15 protein-coding genes are annotated in these 17,153 nt (G+C 46.8%); 12 read left to right on the forward strand and 3 right to left on the reverse strand.

Going from position 1 to position 17,153, the window contains the following annotated elements:
- The 8 genes from ACE1CM_RS11525 to ACE1CM_RS11560 all read left to right on the forward strand — a co-directional run.
- On the forward strand, positions 1–293 hold a 293-nt coding region (locus ACE1CM_RS11525), incomplete at its 5' end, for a hypothetical protein (RefSeq protein WP_374877613.1).
- A 12-nt stretch (positions 294–305) separates the two neighbouring features.
- On the forward strand, positions 306–1,778 hold the full coding sequence (locus ACE1CM_RS11530; protein ID WP_374877615.1) for a leucyl aminopeptidase: 1,473 nt from the start codon (positions 306–308) through the stop codon (positions 1,776–1,778).
- A 231-nt stretch (positions 1,779–2,009) separates the two neighbouring features.
- Positions 2,010–2,453: a DUF29 domain-containing protein gene (locus tag ACE1CM_RS11535; RefSeq protein WP_374877616.1), complete on the forward strand. Its 444-nt coding sequence runs from the start codon at positions 2,010–2,012 to the stop codon at positions 2,451–2,453.
- A gap of 626 nt (positions 2,454–3,079) precedes the next feature.
- Positions 3,080–3,523 (forward strand): protein kinase, encoded by a 444-nt coding sequence (locus ACE1CM_RS11540; RefSeq protein WP_374877617.1) that lies wholly within the window; start codon positions 3,080–3,082, stop codon positions 3,521–3,523.
- 57 nt (positions 3,524–3,580) lie between these two features.
- Positions 3,581–4,084, forward strand: coding sequence for a hypothetical protein (locus ACE1CM_RS11545; RefSeq protein WP_374877618.1), 504 nt, complete (start codon positions 3,581–3,583; stop codon positions 4,082–4,084).
- 294 nt (positions 4,085–4,378) lie between these two features.
- Entirely contained in the window at positions 4,379–4,792 is a 414-nt protein-coding gene (locus tag ACE1CM_RS11550) for a hypothetical protein (RefSeq protein ID WP_374877619.1), read from the forward strand.
- A gap of 174 nt (positions 4,793–4,966) precedes the next feature.
- A complete protein-coding gene (locus ACE1CM_RS11555) occupies positions 4,967–6,913 on the forward strand; it encodes a pentapeptide repeat-containing protein (protein ID WP_374877620.1) in 1,947 nt (648 codons plus the stop codon).
- Between the two features lie 236 nt (positions 6,914–7,149).
- Positions 7,150–7,707: a hypothetical protein gene (locus tag ACE1CM_RS11560; RefSeq protein ID WP_374877621.1), complete on the forward strand. Its 558-nt coding sequence runs from the start codon at positions 7,150–7,152 to the stop codon at positions 7,705–7,707.
- Between the two features lie 380 nt (positions 7,708–8,087).
- Here the strand turns inward: ACE1CM_RS11560 and rimM are convergent, their stop codons facing one another.
- The gene (rimM, locus tag ACE1CM_RS11565; protein WP_374877627.1) at positions 8,088–8,627 is read right to left on the reverse strand and encodes a ribosome maturation factor RimM; all 540 of its coding nucleotides are present in this window, start codon (positions 8,625–8,627) and stop codon (positions 8,088–8,090) included.
- Positions 8,628–9,139: 512 nt separating this feature from the next.
- On the opposite strand from rimM, the gene ACE1CM_RS11570 reads away from it, so the two are divergent.
- Positions 9,140–9,673, forward strand: coding sequence for a HEAT repeat domain-containing protein (locus ACE1CM_RS11570; protein WP_374877622.1), 534 nt, complete (start codon positions 9,140–9,142; stop codon positions 9,671–9,673).
- Here the strand turns inward: ACE1CM_RS11570 and ACE1CM_RS11575 are convergent.
- Positions 9,663–10,871 (reverse strand): RNA-guided endonuclease InsQ/TnpB family protein, encoded by a 1,209-nt coding sequence (locus ACE1CM_RS11575; protein WP_374877628.1) that lies wholly within the window; start codon positions 10,869–10,871, stop codon positions 9,663–9,665. The two genes, ACE1CM_RS11570 and ACE1CM_RS11575, sit on opposite strands and share 11 nt — an antisense overlap.
- 195 nt (positions 10,872–11,066) lie before the next feature.
- Between ACE1CM_RS11575 and ACE1CM_RS11580 the strand changes: the two genes are divergently transcribed.
- Positions 11,067–12,137, forward strand: a complete 1,071-nt coding sequence (locus tag ACE1CM_RS11580; protein WP_374877623.1) for a hypothetical protein — start codon at positions 11,067–11,069, stop codon at positions 12,135–12,137.
- Between the two features lie 313 nt (positions 12,138–12,450).
- Here ACE1CM_RS11580 and ACE1CM_RS11585 read toward each other — a convergent pair whose 3' ends face one another.
- The gene (locus ACE1CM_RS11585; RefSeq protein WP_374877624.1) at positions 12,451–13,758 is read right to left on the reverse strand and encodes a valine--pyruvate transaminase; all 1,308 of its coding nucleotides are present in this window, start codon (positions 13,756–13,758) and stop codon (positions 12,451–12,453) included.
- A gap of 501 nt (positions 13,759–14,259) precedes the next feature.
- Between ACE1CM_RS11585 and glgP the strand changes: the two genes are divergently transcribed.
- Together glgP and ACE1CM_RS11595 are read left to right on the forward strand one after the other, a co-directional pair.
- Positions 14,260–16,473: an alpha-glucan family phosphorylase gene (gene glgP / locus ACE1CM_RS11590; RefSeq protein ID WP_374877625.1), complete on the forward strand. Its 2,214-nt coding sequence runs from the start codon at positions 14,260–14,262 to the stop codon at positions 16,471–16,473.
- Between the two features lie 430 nt (positions 16,474–16,903).
- On the forward strand, positions 16,904–17,050 hold the full coding sequence (locus ACE1CM_RS11595) for a helix-turn-helix domain-containing protein (RefSeq protein ID WP_374877626.1): 147 nt from the start codon (positions 16,904–16,906) through the stop codon (positions 17,048–17,050).
- Positions 17,051–17,153: the final 103 nt, after the last annotated feature.

The following is a 17,153-nucleotide window of genomic DNA, read 5'->3' on the forward strand; positions in this document are numbered from 1 at the left end:
GGCATTCACCATCTCTGTACCAGATCAAAAGACTTCGCTGCCTTGCCCCTACCCTCAAACATCGCCACACCCACGATCTTTTGGGGCACGGCATTCACCATCTCTGTACCAGATCAAAAGACTTCGCTGCCTTGCCCCTACTGGCGTCAACGAATTCCACACCCATAAACACCTGTAGGGGCAGGGGATCGCTTTTCCGCCTCTACGCCAGTCGATTTCGTACCAGATGGATAGTGCAACGGGCAATCTGCCAGGTAATCTTGATCGATACTGGAACAACAGGAACTAAATAGGTAGAACAATAGATGGATATTCGGGCAACAGATACCCCGCGCTTAGACTGGACAGGGGACGGACTAGCAATTGGTTTGTTTGAAGATGGATTAGAGTTAACCGGCGATCTAGCTCAATTAAACGAGAAATTCGGCGGTATTTTGCAGGAACTGATTGCCGAAACCGAATTTAAAGCCAAAGAAGGCAGCACCGCTTCGTCGCGCCTTGGCGTTAACAGTCCCGTCCGCAAGATTATTTTAGTGGGACTGGGTAAACCAGAAGCATTCAAATTAAATACTTTGCGCCGCGTGGCGGCATCGATCGCGCGGGTGGCGAAAAAGGAAAAATGCAAAACCTTGGGAATAAGCTTACCCGTGTGGAACTCCGATCCGGCGCAAACAGCGGGTGCGATCGCCGAAGGCGTTATCCTCGCCCTACACCAAGATAACCGCTTTAAGTCAGACCCGGAAGATAAACCGCCCCAACTCGAACAAGTCGATCTGCTGGGGTTACCAGGTCAAGAAGAAGCGATTTCCCGCGCCCAGAAAATCTGCACTGGCGTTATTTTAGCGCGGGAGTTGGTAGCCGCCCCCGCTAATGAAGTCACGCCGATAACAATGGCAGAAACAGCACAAGCAATCGCATCCGAATTCGGTTTAGCCGCAGAAATTCTAGAAAGGGAAGACTGTGAAAAGCTAGGCATGGGCGCATTTTTAGGCGTCGCCCAAGCATCCGATCTACCGCCGAAGTTTATCCACCTGACTTATAAACCAGAAGGAACCCCTCGGCGTAAATTAGCCATTGTGGGGAAAGGGTTAACCTTCGACTCCGGTGGTTTAAATATTAAAGTTGCAGGCAGCGGCATCGAAACCATGAAAATGGATATGGGGGGTGCTGCTGCTACACTAGGGGCTGCCAAAGCGATCGCTCAACTCAAACCCGACGTAGAAGTTCACTTTATCAGCGCCGCGACCGAAAATATGATTGGCGGGCGTGCCATGCACCCAGGCGATATCCTCAAAGCATCCAACGGCAAAACCATCGAAGTCAACAACACCGACGCCGAAGGACGTTTAACCTTGGCAGATGCTTTAGTATTTGCCGAAAAATTGGGAGTAGATGCGATTATTGACCTAGCCACCCTCACAGGTGCTTGCGTCATTGCCTTGGGTGACGATATCGCCGGATTGTGGAGTCCCGATGATAGCGTCGCCAATCAAATATTAGCAGCCTCCGAACTTGCAGGCGAAAAAATCTGGCGGATGCCCTTAGAAGAGAAATACTTCGAGGGTTTAAAATCGCCAATTGCGGATATGAAAAACACCGGACCTCGTCCAGGTGGTGCTATTACCGCTGCCCTTTTCCTCAAGCAATATGTCAAACAAACCCCTTGGGCGCATTTAGATATTGCTGGACCCGTTTGGGCAGATAAAGAAAACGGCTACAACAATTCCGGTGCGACGGGTTACGGCGTTCGCACTTTGGTAAATTGGGTGATGAGTTAAATTGAGAAACCCGGTTTCTTTAACAATACCTTCGCCAATGTTCTGAAACGCCCACATGCTAAAGCATGGGGCTACACAAACGAAGCCTGCCTACGCAGGCTGAAATCATTACAGCCCGCCTTCGCGGGCTTTGTTTGTGTAGCCCCACCCTGAAGGGTGGGGGTATTTTGGCGAAGGTATTATTGAAGAAACCGGGTTTCTGTGAACATAAAAATAAGCAAGCGATCACCTATGAACCCCACGCTTTACGAACAAGATTACTATTTATGGTTAGAACAAACTGCTAAGCTGCTAGATCGAGGTCAGTGGGATGAATTAGATATTGCTAACCTGGTGGAGGAAATTAAAGACATAGGTAAGAGTGAGAGGCGATCGCTTGAAAGTAACTTAACAGTTGTCTTACTCCACCTACTGAAGTATAAATATCAACCAACACATCGCAGCAATAGCTGGCTTTCATCTATCTTAGAACATCGTCTCAGAATCAAAAAGCAACTGAAGGAAAGCCCTAGCCTTAAACCTTATTTAGAACAAGTTTTTGGCGAGTGCTATGGAGATGGCATACTGAGGGCAGCAGTTGAAACTGGGTTGCCGATCGATACTTTCCCAACCAACTTGCCTTTTACCATCGAAGAAGTTCTCGAGATTAATTATTTACCAGAAGCGGAGACATAACTTAGGAGGCGTAGGGAAGGCGATCGCCAAGCCCACTTTTGCACTTCAGGAGTCTCCGTTCGTATTAGGCGCTTCAGCGCCAGAGTCTAAGAGGTTATCGAGTCCGGTAGTAGAGACGTTACATGTAACGTCTCTACTCCTATGGTTAATGGCGTCGTAGGGGCGGGTTTTACCAGTCCCTTTTCTGGGGGGTTGGGTTTGCCAATTGTACTGATAAACCCGCCATCAGCGCAATGCCGATTCTGAGCGGACATGATATTACACATTTTTGCGGATAAATACTGTTACGAAATTTTAAGAATAGGTGAAAACGCGATCGCTTTCAGTATTTTTTGGGAAATATAGTTAGTAGCTCAATCAAATTTAACCCAAACTGCATAAGTACCACATCCCCAGATATACGTGGTAATAGAATCCTTTCCTACACTGCTAGCTTGTAGGATGCGGATTGGGATTGCACAATGATACCAAATCCGGTTCTATTACCCCTTTTATTCCTAACGACTGAAGTCGCGGCTACACAAACAGAGCAACGCCTGCGCGGGCTATAAAATCAAGGGGGTTTATCACCCGGATTTGGTATGAATTGCTTAGGTTTATGCGTGCTTATTGTGATAATTACCATCATGAAAAACTTGCCAAATTTTTGCCAACGAGGTTATCAAATTCAGAAACAAATAGGAAAAAATTCCGCAGGCGATCGCATCACCTACCTGGCGCAAATTTCCCAAACTCAAACGCTGGTTATAATCCACCAATTTCGGTTTCACAAATCAGGAATTTTGCCACCAGACGCAGCCAACTTCACTCAAGAAATTCAAGGTTTGAAAGAACTCAATCATCCTGGTATTCCTCGTTATTTAGATAGCTTTATTACTCCTGGTAGTTTCTGGTTGGTTCAAGAGTATAAAAAAGCCTTGCCTTTAACTGGATATAACCAGTTAGATGCACAAACAATCAAACATATTGCCCTGTCAATTTTAGAGTGTTTAGTTTACTTACAAAATCGCCAGCCTATCCTAATCCATCAAGCAATTAGACCCGAAAATATATTATTCAATGGACGATAAGTGTACTTGATTAACTTTCACTTAAGCCTAGAATCCAAAATAGCAGAACGCCTAAATATGCTGGCTACAGAACAATTAGTAAATTACAAATTGACCTCTGCCACTGACCTTTACAGCCTCGGAGTTACCCTAATTCATCTGTTAGCGCCAACCCAGCAAATTCAGGAATTAACCGATCGGCGAGGACGGATTAAATTTCAACATCTGATGCCCAAAGATTTGAGTTTGGATTTTATTAATTGGCTCGATACAATGGTGCAGCCAAATCGTCACGAACGCTATGCCGATGCGGCAACCGCTTTAAAAGCACTGCAAGGGATTGAGTTTAAACGTTTACCAGAAGTGAGAGGGGTTGCCAAAACCCTGGAATTGAAAGCCACAAAAACAGGCGAAATGCTAATTCAATCATTCACCATTAGTAAGTTCCTGATACAATCCTCAAAGGAAGCTGGCGAGTCGCTTTGCATCCCAATGACCCTGTTTGTCGTCCAGGAAACCACGCTTGGATTGCCTTTCAGCCTGCTAAATTTGAAGCAAATCAGGTGCAATGCCAAATCGTAGCGAACACAAGGCTGTTACAGGCGAATCAAATTTATCAGCGGCGGCTTTTATTAGAAACTAATGCAGCGACTAAACCCTACACCATTGTTCTCAAGGTAAAGACAGCACCACTTAGTTACAAGCAACTTCCCCTTTTTTTCTTTAATTCCATTACTGATTTTTAGTACGGGGTTAGGGCAATTAGCAAGTTGGGCATTACAACAGGAATTATTGTTTTGGGGTTGTGCAATCATTGGTATAGGATTGGGGTGGGGTGTAGGCTGGGGGACAACATTTTCTCGGACAGAATTACTAATGAGTTCTTTGCGAATTGCCGCTTCTGTGACTGCGATGATGGTAGTTGCTGGTGTGGGAACTGGGCCTTCTGATGGCAGGTTTGCTGGTTATATAACCAGTTCATTATTAGTCAGCTTTGGTGTGGGATTTGCAATCGGATGGATAGGGGTTGTTGTGATGGATCATACGTTCAAAAAGCACGTAAAAAGGAAATTTTCCCAATCCTTTGCTGTGGGTATTTCAATATTAAGTGGCGCGTTAGGTATCAGTTTGGGAGTTGGGTTGCAGGTGGGATTTATCAATCATTTAGTCAGGTTGGCTTTAGTGGTAATAGGTTTACCCTTTGGCTGGATGCTACTGAGTCCAGCGTTAACGCAAATTATGGGGTTAGTTAGATACAGTTTATCTAAAGCCTCATTGATTAAACCCTAAAGAGTATGATGGATAGATACTTTGCTAGTAGCGCCAAGTATAAATAAACCCGCCCCGCCTTTCGCTACCGATGTCACCGGACATGATATTATTTTTGATTCTGCGATCGCATTGTCTGCTTTGGCGACAAGTATGGTACTTATTTAGGCAATAGGCGATCGCTATCTAACCATTATGAGCAACTACACAGATTTTTCCTCTCACGGCTATCAAGTCAAGCGCGAACTAGGACAAAACCGTGCCTGCGGTAGAGTCACCTACCTAGCAACCAATAAAAAAACCAATTCCCCAGTAGTCATCAAGCAATTTCAGTTTGCCCAAACAGGTGCAAGTTGGTCAGACTACGATGCCTATGACAAAGAAGTCCAACTATTACAGCGTTTAGATCATCCCAGCATTCCCAGATATTTAGACTCCTTTGAAACTCCATCGGGTTTTTGTCTGGTACAAGAATATAAATACGCTCCTTCCCTCGCCCAACCTCATCTATTAACCTTAACAGAAATCAAGCAAATTGCCGTCGCAGTTTTAGAAGTTTTAGTTTACTTGCAACGACAACAACCAGTTGTCATCCATCGAGATATTAAACCAGAAAATATCCTAGTTAACTGGCAAGACCCAATCAAAATTTACTTAGTAGATTTTGGATTTGCCCGCATTGGTGGCGGAGACGTAGCCGTCAGCAGTGCGATCAAAGGCACATTAGGGTTTATGCCGCCAGAACAATTATTCAATCGCCAGTTAACAGAAGCATCAGATTTATACAGTTTGGGTGTCATGCTAGTTGGTTTGCTGACAAATACAAAATCAACCGAGATCGGCAAACTAATCGATGATGCCTATCAGATAAATTTTAAGCTGCTAGTGCCAAAAGTAAATCCCCAGTTTCTGGAATGGCTAGAAACAATGGTGACACTCAACCTGAAAAATCGCTTTTCCAACGCCGCCGCCGCTTTGGAAGCACTTCAACCCATTGAAGTAGTCGGCAAAGTCAAAATACCAGAAATATCCGAACATGCCATTAAACGCAAACAGCGAGTGAGGATAGCAGGTTTAGTCGGCTTTAGTATAGTTGCTGGCGGTATTGCAACGATCAATTATAGAATGTCCCATCAAGCATCGATCAGGCATTTGCTCGAAACCAATAAATGTCCCAAATGCGATCTAACGGGGGCAGACTTGAAACAAACTAACCTGAAAAATGCCAACTTATGGGGAGCAAAATTGACAGGTGCAAACTTGGAAGGTGCTGACCTCACAGGTGCCAAACTAGGTTATGCCAAACTGGTAAATACCAACTTAGCAAGTGCCAAACTGGGCAATGCCGACCTCAGAGGCGCAATCATCGCCAATGCTGAACTGGTAAATGCCGACTTGGCGGGTGCAAAACTAGGCTATGCCAACTTAGGACGTGCCAATTTAACGGGTACTAACCTAACCGCTGCTAACCTATGGAATGCCTACCTGGGAGATGCTAACCTACAGAATGCCAAAATTGGCGATGCCGATCTCAGACGTGCCAACCTCAAAGATGCCAATTTAGAGAATACCAACCTGAAGCGCGCCAACCTGGGGGGTGCGGAACTAGGATATGCCAACCTGGGGAGTGCTGACTTAAGCGATGCCATTTTATGGGATGCTAACTTAGCGAGTGCCAACTTAGCGAGTGCCAACCTGGGGAATGCCGACTTAAGAAGTGCCATTTTAAGAGATGCTAATCTAACCGAAGCCAATTTATCGAGTGTCAACTTAGAACGTGCCTATTTAGGTGAAGCAAAGCTAATAAAGGCAAATTTAACCGCAGGAAATTTATCAGAAGCTAATTTAACCGAAGCCAACCTGACAAGTGCAATTCTCACCCGTGCAAACCTAGCAGGTGCTGACCTAGAACGTGCCAAATTAGAAGGGGCGATCTTATTCCGTGCAAACCTATCCAATGCCGACTTAAAAGCAGCCAATCTTAAAAGTGTCAACCTATGGAATGCCAATCTACAAGGTGCTTATTTAAAAAGTGCCAATTTAACCAATGCCAACCTGATCAATGCCAACCTCAAGAGTGCTAATTTGACCGATGCCAATCTAACAAATGTCACAATTAAGCGCTTCCCAGCCAAAAACTAACCAAACCGAGAAACCTCCCTCATCTAGTTCCCAGGCTCCCGCCTGGGAACGATAATATAGAGGCTCCGCCTCTTGGTGCAACTCTCAGTTCGCCAACGAGGTATTTACTCTGAAACCCGGTTTCTCACCCCGCGTAGATAGTTACTACATTTTCCGAAAAAACATCCGGAGATTCCCTGACAACTCTTGTAATAACTATTGTAAGGTCAGGGATTAAATTAAAGCGGGAAAGTAAAATGAATTTATCCAAATTATTCTCATCTGTAGGTTTAGCATCAATGGTGGCAATGACGACCATCATCGCGTCGCCAAAACCCCAAGCAGCTTCGGCACAACTAGCTCCACAAAATTCGATTATTTTAGTCAATCCTGGCGAAACGCTGGATGCTGAAATTCCCACCGCAAACAGCTTGAATGTTTCCGATATTCCTCACCAAACGGTGTGGGAAAATTTCGACAACGGAATTTCGTCAGTAGAAGTGCCTCAAGACGATAGCGGTGTAGAAACTTTCCACGCAACCGCTGCAAAAACTGTTGCTCAGCCATTAGAAAATCGAGTTGTCGGTCAAGATACTGATGGGTTCAAAGTTGTTCAACAACAAGAACCTGAACAGAAACCAGCTTTTTCCATTAGAATCAAGAGTCCGGAAGAAATTTTCCGCTCGTTGTCTTTCTATGTCTTTATTGGCTTTGTCCTTTTAGTCCTAGCGATAATGTTCTTTGTTGAGGTACTCAAATTTATCGTTTGGATTATCTTGTTGCCTCTGAAGATTTTATTATCGCTGTTCAGATAGGCACAACTGTAAGTTTATGGAGTGAGAGTAATATTGAACGGAAATATACTGATAACGTTTAGGTTTGGTTGAGTCGTAAATAGAGCGATCGCATCTGATAAAACAGAGCGATCGCATTTTTTTCAGGGAATATTGGCATAGGTAATGGGTAATGGGTAATGGGTAATAGATGAATCAGGAGGCTCTGCCTCCCAGACTTCGCTCCCAGGCTGGAGCCTGGGAGCCAGAGGGGGGAGGCAGAGCCTCGGTTAGTAGGTGACTCAGGAGGCTCTGCCTCCCAGACTTCGCTCCCAGGCTGGAGCCTGGGAGCCAGAGGGGGGAGGCAGAGCCTCGGTTCTCAGATTACCAATTACCCATTACCAATTACCCATTACCCACGATCAAAGTTCTAACAATCCGGGGGGCGGTGCAATTTCAATTCGCCTTTGTTCCAGGTCTACTATTGGTACAATTTCTTTGACAAATGGAATCAAAACAGTAGTTGGCGGCGATTTGCGTGGTTCGTTTTCTTCGTTGGCAGTATCGGGTAAATCTTCTTTATTTTCCTCTGCCTCTGGTTGATGGAGTTTCACTTCTAGTAAATCGTTTCCGGCTGGAATTAGATCCACTACAATACCCAAGTTTTCGCCAGTGAGTTGGTTGAAAACTTCTAAACCCATTAGGTCGCGAACGTGATATTCGTCTTCTTCTAACAGGGGGCGATCGCTTGCCGGTACCATTAACTTACAATTCCGCAAAGCCTCAGCTTGGTTGCAGTCTTCCACACCCGCCAGTTTTATCACGTATACTCCTTTACCGGGAATATACCGACCGCTAAGCAATTCTACAGTTTCTAGTTCAGTTTGATTTGGGCGCAATAGCCACCTTTGTCCCGGTTCTTCAAACCTTTCGGGAAAGTCAGAATTAGAATAAACTCGCATCTCTCCTTTTAAGCCTTGAGGCGCGACAATTGTACCGATTTCGATCCAGTCTTCGGATTGGGGATTTTGGACTCCCCCCTTTTGAAGGGGGGGCAGGGGGGGATCGGATTTTGGATTGGTCATTGGATAGTTAACATTCTGCTGGCAGCGTCAAGTTATGCTAATCCTATTGTCTCTTGTTGGTGGCTTCGGGGGCGCGATCGCATCGTCAAGAAGAAAGCTCAGGTGTGCGATCGCTCTTCGATGTTGTGAGATCTCGCACTCCCCATAGATACCCGATTTGAAATTTTGTTGCCCTGTTGCCCGAACCGAAGTTTCTGTGGAGATAATAAAATCAGCAGTTTTACTATTGCCTTAATCGAAAAAGCTTTTTTGGGTGCAAGTTGTAAGTTCAGTTGCAAAAGCCAGTTGCAACAGGCATAGCCTAACGACATCCGCGACGGGATTCTTCAGACATCAGCTTAGCAACTTGGCATTGAGATTAGTTCTATCCTCCCTGGGGAGGTGAAGTCATGGTTAACTGTACTAGACCAAAATTTCTCGCAACAGTCACCCTCGCTTTTCTCAGCCTTTCATACCCCTTGGGTGTAACTGACAACATCTGGGCGCAACAGGCAACTGACGTGCAAATTGCCCCCCCAATCGAGCAACTAAACAGCGAAGACATACAGAAACGGTTAGATGCGATCGCTATTTTGAGCAGAAATCCTTCTTCAGAGGCTATTCGTATCCTTATAGCAGCTCTCAACGACAAAAATCAGCATCCAGAAGTACGTAGGAGTGCTGCTGATGCTTTAAGTGGCATCGGTACGGGAGCCGAAACAGCGATTCCTGCCTTGATTGATGTTCTCAAAGATCGGGATAACGATAAGGAGTTGCGTGGGATTGTTGCCTTAGCTGTGAGGCGCATCAATGCAAAACCTGCGTTTCCAGCCCTCCTCACAGCGCTTGACGATGAGGATTATGGCGTGCGTCGCTATGCGATCGAGGCTCTAGGAAGTATCCGTGCAGATGGTGAACTACCCACACTCATCGCTACGCGATAGAGTGTGGGCTTCCAAGTTCAAGGGCAACCGCCTCGACAGCAGTGGACTTGCGCCCATACTGTTTTGGTCTTACATTGCCTCCCTTGGCAGTAACGCTGGTTCCCAACGCCAATATCCGTAAGCCTTCATTTTTGATGTTGATAGCTGCATTGATGTCTCGATCGTGTCGTTTGCCACAATGGGCGCAATCAAATTCACGCACCGATAGATCCATTTTTGGCAGCGACAGTAAAGTGTTTGAACACAGGTGAGACGATGGGAAAAATCGACCTACTTCTAGATAGACTTTACCTTCTGCTTCAGCTTTGTATTTAAGCATAGTGCAAAACATTCCCCATCCAGCATCACTGATTGATTTAGCCAGATTATGATTTTTTACCATGTTCTTTACTGCCAGATTTTCGACCACAATAACTTGGTTTTCGTTAACTATCTTACGGGATAGTTTGTGCCGGAAATCTTCACGTACTCTAGCTATTTTTCCATGGACTTTGGCTACAGCTAGTTTAGCCTTACGTCGTCGGTTGGTTGTCTTATCCTTCTGGCGAGATAATTTACGCTGTTTGCGCTTCAGATTGCGCTCGTGCTTCTTGAGATGCCGAGGGTTTTGGTATTTCGATCCATCCGATGTAACTGCAAAATCAAGTAAGCCAAGGTCGATACCGATAGCTTTTCCATCTTCATTGATTGCTGGAGATTCAACACCATCATCCATTAATAACGAGGCATAGTAACGACCATCAGGCATCTTAGATACCGTCACAGTCCTTAAAGTACCAACACAATCACGATGAACTTTAGCCTTAACTATTCCAAGTTTTCCAGGGAATTTAATCTCAGAATCGCTCAGAATTTTGACATTCTGAGGATATTGCATCGACTGCCTACCCTGACGTTTTTTGAAAGTCGGGTATTCAGCCCTACCATCAAAAAAGTTGATAAAAGCTTGAGACAGATTCAGTACGGACGACTGAAGGCATTGCGAGTAGCATTCTTTTAGCCATTCATGCTCGGTCTTCCATGTTGGAATCTGTTTCTTCATGGTCAAAGCCGATACACCTTTCCCAGTTTCCTTGTAGGTCTGGGACATGGTAGCCAGAGATTGATTCCACACCCATCGAACACAGCCAAAGGCTTGCGCCAAATGACTTTGTTGCTCGATGCTTGGATAAATTCTGACTTTGACCGCCTTCAACACAATGAATCTTATCGCAGTTACTAGAACCATGATAACACAAATAAAATCAATGGTCAAACGTGGAATTTGTTCCCGTCCTCATACACCCGCTCATCTCCCGCTGGCTACGCCTTTGCGTCTTGTGAGCGGGTGCAATCGTCCGCTCACTCGCATTCATCCCAACACTCACCCGAAGCGGGTAGAGTGTGGGGATGAATGCTGGTTGAGCTAAACTTAGAGCCAGCAGCAGGGAAACAGCCTTTTATTGCCGCTATCCAAGGACAACTGCAAGACCTCAGCGACGAACCCGAACCAATTTCAGAGGAGTTGCTAGAACGCCTACTCAGACGGCGGCGGGTACTGGTAATTGTGGATCACCTCTCAGAAATGAGCGAAGCGACGCGCAAAGCCATCCGACCGGAAATGCCCGATTTTACCGTCAATGCGCTGATAGTAACTTCGCGGATAGAAGAAACCCTGGGTCATACGATCAAAACCACGCTCAAACCCCTTCGGATTGCGGGTAATCGGCTTTCATCGTTTATGGAAGCATACCTGACGCAGCAAAGTAGGCGCGACCTATTCACCGATGCGGAATTTTTCGATGCCTGTAGTCGTTTGTCGCTGATGGTAGGTCAGCGAAATATCACCGCACTGCTGGCAAAACTTTATGCCGAACAGCTGATTGCTGCCAAAGTCGGGTCGATACAAGAATTACCGCTACAGTTACCTCAGTTGCCTGACAATATACCGGATTTGATGCTTTCTTATCTCAACGAACTCAACCGGGATTTGACAGGGGATAAGTTTGATAATCGCACTATCCACCAAGACGCTAAAACCCTTGCTTGGCAATGCCTCAAACAAATCTATCGACCCGCAGCAGCCAAGAGAGAAGATGCAATTGCTGCCCTTGGTGGAGATAACGCCGAAGCACGTCTAAAATATCTCGAAACCCGCCTGCGCCTAATTCAAACAATTGGCCCAGCACAAGACCAAATCCGCTTTTCCCTCGATCCTTTAGCTGAATATTTGGCTGGTTTGTATTTGCTGGATGTTTACGGAAAAGACGAGGGATTGTGGCAACAATTCTTGCAAGAAGCTGCTGCAATGCCTGGTGCGCCAGAGTCAATAAAAGGGTTTCTCTTAGCAGTAAGAGATTGCTGTCTCGCCAAAGGTAAAGAAGCAAAAGTGCCGGATTTTGTAGCTGAAGAATTGGGCAACCTTGCCGGAATTTCTCCGATTATACAGCCCCCCGTGGCACAAGTGCAGACAGGTATTGTTTGATAATTGTAGGGAACATCAGTAACTTTTGATTCTGACTCAAAATATTGAAACACCGTGCCCCTACAGCGCGATATTTCAGGTTGAACATGGTTGTCGGGGCACGGCATTAATAAATTTTGCGCTGCAATCCAACTATTCGGAAGCCGTGCCCCTACAGAGCGATTTTTGCTCTCTAAAGCCCCCCGAAGCTCGGGGGGTTTGGGGGGATCGGTTTGATCGCTAACAACCTGGGTCAACCCTCTTTTAAGCCCCCCGAAGCTCGGGGGGTTTGGGGGGATCGGTTTGATCGCTAACAACCTGGGTCAACCCTCTTTTAAGCCCCCCAAGGCATTGGGGGTTTGGGGGGATCGGTTTTACGCATATAAACCCCCTCCACTACCTTCGCCAATCGCTGCATTCCCATTTCAATCTCTTCATCCGTAGTCGTCAGGCTAATTCTGATACATTCTTGCTTATGCGCCCAATCTTGGCGCAAGCCTGGAAAGAACGAACTACCGGGAACAACAATCACTCCCACCTGTTTTAATTCTTGGTATAAATCCCAATCAGTAATCGGTAAATCTTGCAACCACAACCAGGCAAAAATCGCTCCTTCGCCCAGATGAAGAAACCAAGGCAGATCCTGGGGCATGGCTTGGTCTAGGGTGGATTCTACAACGGTAAACTTGTTTTGGTAGTAGGGTCGGATAACGTTAACGGCGATATCGGCAAGGGCACCGGAGTTGATGGCACGGGTAGCGATCGCTTGTCCATATCGCGACGAATGTATGCACAAATTCGTCTGAAAGCTCTCTAGCACCCCAATCAACTTGGCATCGCCAATCGCAACCCCAATCCGCTCTCCTGGCAGTCCAGCTTTTGATAAGCTAATGCAGTGCAAAATATTGTCGCCGAATACAGGCGTCATCTCGGTAAAATTTAATGCTGGGAAAGGCGGGGCGTAAGCGGAATCAATCAGTACCGGCACATCGTAAGCTGCTGCCAAATCGGCTATTTTTTTCACTTCATCATCGGTTAGGACATTCCCGGTAGGGTTGCAAGGTCTTGAGAAAATTACGCAACCCGTAGTTTGATTAATTACCAATTGACTGAAATCGGGGCGATATTTAAACCTGTGAGATGCTTCGTCAATATCCAAAGTAGGCTGATAAGCAACTAACGCCTCTGGGGTTAAGGTAACGCCGCCATATCCGGTATAGTCTGGACTCAGCGGTAGAACGATTTGTTTGAGGTCGCCACTGGCAGTATATCCGCCGAAGGCATTCGCGGCGTAGAAGTAAATACTTTGACTGCCGGGGGTGATTAAGATATTGCGATGGGTGAGGTTTAACCCACAGCGGCGATTGAAGTCGGAAGCGATCGCATCAATCAGCGGCTGATATCCTTGAGATGACCCATAGCGACAAACCACCTCGCCGTATTCCGAACTCGCTAGGAGTTGTGCGGTACAATCTCGCCAAAGATGCTCTACTTCGGGCAAAATCACCGGATTTCCAGCGCTTAAGTTAATAAAATCCTGCCCTTTGCCTGCTTGCAATGTTTCGATGATGTCCTTCATGATCGCCCGCACGCCGGTTAGTTGGGACATCTGAGTCCCCATTTGAGACAGGGCAGGATTCATAAAAATTTCCAAACGCCGCTTGTGTTAATAATTTTACGCCCGTTGCTTGGCAATTGTCAGGAGCAGGGGAGTTGCACACACGGGGTTGCTCTCCGTTGCATACAGGGAAAGTTTGACATTTTACCCTCGTGCTGGTTAAACAGACGGGACTTACGCAAGGGCGTTGCCATCACCAAAGTTTCGACCTAGATCTCTAGTTGGCAAATCAACGATTTTTTATAGAAACCCGGATGGGTGCGCGTAAGTCCCAACAAATAGACGTTATCTGGAAAATTTTAGATTTTATTAAAATTGTCTAAAAAAAAGCTAACTTAGCAAAAAATGCTGTCAAGCTATCATCGATGGACACGAAAGAGGCATCTGCAAAAGGCTAGCGATTAACTCAGCCACTTCAACCGCCCAAGACGCTCTGGACAAGTTAAAAATGATTTGTTCCGGATTGACGCACCGTCCGTCCAAGCTCAGCTTTCGTGCGATCGCACAGTTACTTTGAAATTTCATATGGCGAACGACCATTCCATGACCGCAGCCCAAAAACTAAAACAAAAGCTACCCCTTCCCCTCAAACCATTAGCAGACATAGCTTATAACTACTGGTGGAGCTGGACAAACGATCGCATTTCCCTGTTCCGCAACATCGATCCCGAAGCATGGCATAACTTGAAACACAACCCGGTTGCCGTGCTACAGTCAACCAACTACGTAAAACTGACTCAGGTAGCAAACGACCCGGTTTACATCAAGCGAGTCAAGGTACTCGCCGAGCAATTTGACCGCTACATGAGCGAAAGAGATACTTGGGCGAGTCGCGTCGTGCCGCAAATTACGCCAGAACACCCCATCGCCTATTTCTGCGCCGAATTCGGCGTCCACGAATCCTTGCCGGTTTATTCGGGCGGTTTGGGCATTTTAGCCGGGGATCACCTCAAATCTGCCTCGGATCTCGGCATTCCCTTAGTTGCAATCGGGTTGATGTACCGCCAAGGCTACTTCCACCAACGCTTGAACCGTCACGGGTGGCAAGAAGAAAGCTACATCGACAATCCATTTGACCAAATGCCCCTAGAACTGCTCAAAAACGAGCAAGGGGAACCGATTACCGTTGAAATCGAAATTCGGCAGCGGATTGTTAAAGTGCAAATCTGGTTGGCACAAATCGGTCGCGTCAAGCTGTACCTGCTAGATACAGACCGCCATGACAACGACCCGATTGACCGCTGGCTGACCGGACACCTGTACGGCGGTAACCAAGAAACCCGCATCGCCCAAGAAGTAGTGCTGGGAATCGGTGGCGTCAAAGCTCTAACCGCCTTGGGAATCAAACCATCGGTTTACCACATGAACGAAGGTCACGCCGCCTTCTGCACCCTAGAAATTGCACGGGAAGAAATTAAGAAAACTGGCAAGTCGTTCTACGACATCGAGCAAACAGTACGCGAATCTTGCCTCTTCACCACCCACACCCCAGTGCCTGCGGGTCACGATGTCTTCTCCCCCGACTTGATGGACTCCTACTTTGCCCATTATTGGCCCCAACTGGGACTATCCCGCGAGCAATTCCTGGCGTTGGGCGCCCGTCGTTTGGGCGACCCTTGGGAACCGTTTGGCATGACCGTCCTGGCGCTGCGACTCAGTCGCGCTGCCAACGGCGTCAGCGAACTGCACGGTGAAGTTTCCCGCAAAATGTGGCAAATTCTCTACCCAGACCGACCGGAAAATAAAGTCCCCATCAGTCATATCACCAATGGCGTCCACGCGCGCACTTGGACCGCACCGCTGCTGGGCGACCTGTACTCCGAGTACTTGGCCGAAGATTGGTCTAGTCGCGTTGCCGATGCCGAAATGTGGGCAAAGGTAGACGAAATTCCCGATGCAGAATTGTGGTGGCGTCACCAAGTTCTCAAAGAACGGCTAATAGCACATACTCGCGCAAAAGTCAAGGTAGCGCGCCAAAATCGCGGCGAAGACCACGACTTGATCCAAGCTGCCGAGTACCTGTTAGACCCCAAGGTCTTGACGATTGGATTTGCGCGGCGCTTTAGTCTTTATAAGCGCGGTCATCTTTTGATGCGCGATGCCGAACGCGCGTTGCGGATTTTTGGCAACGAAAAACGACCCGTGCAAATTATCTTCGCAGGTAAAGCTCACCCCGCCGACGAAGAAGGCAAGCGGATTATTCAACGCTTGATGGAGTGGTGCAAGCATCCGGCGATTCGTTACCGCGTGGCATTTATCGAAGACTACGATATCTACACGGGGCAAAAATTAGTCCAAGGCGTGGATGTCTGGTTGAATAACCCTCGTCGTCCCTTGGAAGCTTCCGGTACCAGCGGACAGAAAGTTTGCTTCAACGGCGGCATTAATTGCAGCGTGTTGGATGGTTGGTGGTGCGAAGGTTATAAAGTGGGAGCGGATGGTAAAGGTCTCAACGGTTGGGCGATTGGTGAAGATGCTCATACCAGCGACCAAGAGTTGCAAGACCGGATCGATTCGGAATCCCTCTATAAATTATTAGAGGAGGAAATCGTTCCGCTCTACTACGACCAAGATGAAAACGGAATTCCCCACGGTTGGATTGAAATGATGAAAGCGTCGATTAAAACCAATGCGCCGGTGTTCAACACCGACCGGATGCTGGTGGATTACGTTGCTCAAATGTATGCCCCCGGATCTAAGGTCGATGCAGCGCCGATTCTAGCCAGCGTTGGTGCCTAGAACGCCCATGTAGCGCCCTCACAGCGATCGTTGACGTAGGGACACGGCAGTTGAAGGCTTTTGGTAAAATCCCAGAATCTTAATCGTGCCGTGTCCCTACACAATTTATAGAAATTATTTAAAAAAATTAAATTTTCAGCTTCAATAGGTAGGAGCCTCACACCTACCGCTGCGGAGGTGTGAGAGGAATACCGCGTTCATTGCGGAGCGGTAGGTGAACGATGTTTGACGCGAGAATCTACCAGCACCGCAATGAACTATCTCTCAGGCAATGAACGAATGAACTCCCGAATCACGTCCGTTTTGTTGCGTTTCACTTTCTTACAGTAGTCGTCCAGCATTTTCTTCTCTAATTTTGGGAGTCTAATATTAATCGAATCCTCATACTTCATAGGTGGCACCGTAAAGCAATATGACTTACAATCATAGGATGAAATACACGTACCAGTACAAAGCACTTCCTACAACCGAACAAAAGCTAGAGTTAAATCTCTGGCTGCGGATTTGCCAGTACTGGTACAACCGTCAACTCGGAGATCGGTTTGATTGGTGGGAGATGAATGTGCGATTCGTTTAGCCGAAACCGAATATCGGAGGATGGCTAGCAAGGCAAGAACCTTGACAACTTGATAAACATGATGGTGAGGAAAGTAACCTAGAAATCCAAGTCCATCCCTCTT

Source organism: Microseira sp. BLCC-F43, assembly GCF_041929235.1.
Lineage (GTDB): Bacteria > Cyanobacteriota > Cyanobacteriia > Cyanobacteriales > Aerosakkonemataceae > Microseira.

Coding starts and splice junctions, on each gene's coding strand:
- ACE1CM_RS11560 (WP_374877621.1), top strand. CDS start 7,150: ATGAATTTATCCAAATTATTCTCATCTGTAGGTTTAGCATCAATGGTG.
- ACE1CM_RS11555 (WP_374877620.1), top strand. CDS start 4,967: ATGAGCAACTACACAGATTTTTCCTCTCACGGCTATCAAGTCAAGCGC.
- ACE1CM_RS11585 (WP_374877624.1), bottom strand. CDS start 13,758: ATGAATCCTGCCCTGTCTCAAATGGGGACTCAGATGTCCCAACTAACC.
- ACE1CM_RS11530 (WP_374877615.1), top strand. CDS start 306: ATGGATATTCGGGCAACAGATACCCCGCGCTTAGACTGGACAGGGGAC.
- glgP (WP_374877625.1), top strand. CDS start 14,260: ATGGCGAACGACCATTCCATGACCGCAGCCCAAAAACTAAAACAAAAG.
- ACE1CM_RS11540 (WP_374877617.1), top strand. CDS start 3,080: ATGAAAAACTTGCCAAATTTTTGCCAACGAGGTTATCAAATTCAGAAA.
- ACE1CM_RS11580 (WP_374877623.1), top strand. CDS start 11,067: ATGCTGGTTGAGCTAAACTTAGAGCCAGCAGCAGGGAAACAGCCTTTT.
- ACE1CM_RS11595 (WP_374877626.1), top strand. CDS start 16,904: ATGAAATACACGTACCAGTACAAAGCACTTCCTACAACCGAACAAAAG.
- ACE1CM_RS11535 (WP_374877616.1), top strand. CDS start 2,010: ATGAACCCCACGCTTTACGAACAAGATTACTATTTATGGTTAGAACAA.
- rimM (WP_374877627.1), bottom strand. CDS start 8,627: ATGCGAGTTTATTCTAATTCTGACTTTCCCGAAAGGTTTGAAGAACCG.
- ACE1CM_RS11545 (WP_374877618.1), top strand. CDS start 3,581: ATGCTGGCTACAGAACAATTAGTAAATTACAAATTGACCTCTGCCACT.
- ACE1CM_RS11550 (WP_374877619.1), top strand. CDS start 4,379: ATGAGTTCTTTGCGAATTGCCGCTTCTGTGACTGCGATGATGGTAGTT.
- ACE1CM_RS11570 (WP_374877622.1), top strand. CDS start 9,140: ATGGTTAACTGTACTAGACCAAAATTTCTCGCAACAGTCACCCTCGCT.